This is a genomic window from Paenibacillus abyssi, assembly GCF_014640295.1.
Taxonomy (GTDB): Bacteria; Bacillota; Bacilli; order Paenibacillales; family Paenibacillaceae; genus Paenibacillus_D; species Paenibacillus_D abyssi.
On the sequence record NZ_BMGR01000034.1, the window covers coordinates 1 to 1,257 of the forward strand.

General features: G+C 44.1%; 1 protein-coding gene and 1 rRNA gene. Both read left to right on the forward strand.

Annotation, left to right across the window (positions count from 1 at the left end):
• On the forward strand, positions 1-729 hold a 729-nt coding region (locus IEW11_RS24715; protein WP_188533766.1), incomplete at its 5' end, for a PKD domain-containing protein.
• Positions 730-1,098: 369 nt separating this feature from the next.
• A 16S ribosomal RNA gene (locus IEW11_RS24720) occupies positions 1,099-1,257 on the forward strand; the annotation flags it as partial.

Genomic DNA, 1,257 nt, shown 5'->3' on the forward strand with positions numbered 1-1,257 from the left:
GGGTTTGAGTGGGGAGATTGGAGCGCAGCGAAGTTCTTCTATATAGAGACGAATCGACCGCCGATCGCGGATTTTAACTGGGCACCTCAAACGGTCTATGAAGGCGATGGACTTCAATTCATTAATAAAGCACAGGATCCGGATGGCGATGCCTTAACGTATCTATGGTCTATAACGGCACCTAACTCACAAGTGACTGCATCGACACTTTACCAACCGGTTTTAAACAAAGTCAGTCCCGGGGTGTATAAGGTTCAGTTATCTGTCTCAGACGGTAAAGAGACCGATTCGATTGCCAAGGACATCACTGTTCTACCGTTAACGTTGGAAGCGCAGGTGAATCATACGTCGCAATGGTTATCTATTCATGAAGATGCGGGGCATGAAACGGTTAACGCGCCTAAAGACTTTTATGCTGGAGAAGTTTTTGTTCTGACAGCTCTCACTTCAAGTGCGCCTGTTCAGAGGGTTACTGCAATACTGGATACAACCGGGCTGAATGGAAGGAAGCTTTCCACTTCTACTCCATTACTAGCCTCGGAAGCAAATCGTTATTATTCGGAATTTCACGATGAACGGTGGGCTTCTTTAACTGAGGGGCTCCCCAAAGGTATGCACATGATCCGTTTTACTGTTGAGTATAAAAATGGAACGGTAAAAACGGTAGATGTGCCTATTCAGATAATAGGCAGTACATTTGAAATAGTACGTATACATCGCAGGCGTTAAAAGCAAAATGTCGGGGCTCATCGATATGCTAAAAAAAATATCAAATGAGCCTTGACTTATCTTGTTGGTCTGTGGTAAATTAAATCTCGCCGCTTTTGAAGAAAGGCAAATGGCAAGTACTTAATGAATGAAAGAAATAAAAAAAATTAAAAAAAGTACTTGCATTAAAGCAGGCGAATGTGATATATTATAAAAGTCGCCGCTGAGATGGTGGTCGACAAAAGAAATGAATTTGTTCTTTGAAAACTGAACAACGAGCGAAATGCCCTGTAGCTCACTGAGCTATAGAAAAGCAATAAACGTAATGAGCAATCAGCTCACATTCGGTGCTCTTATCCATCGGCTTTCAGCCGAGAGATAAAGACGCCTTTTATGGAGAGTTTGATCCTGGCTCAGGACGAACGCTGGCGGCGTGCCTAATACATGCAAGTCGAGCGGACTTGATGAGAAGCTTGCTTCTCTGATAGTTAGCGGCGGACGGGTGAGTAACACGTAGGCAACCTGCCTGCAAGACCGGGATAACATTCG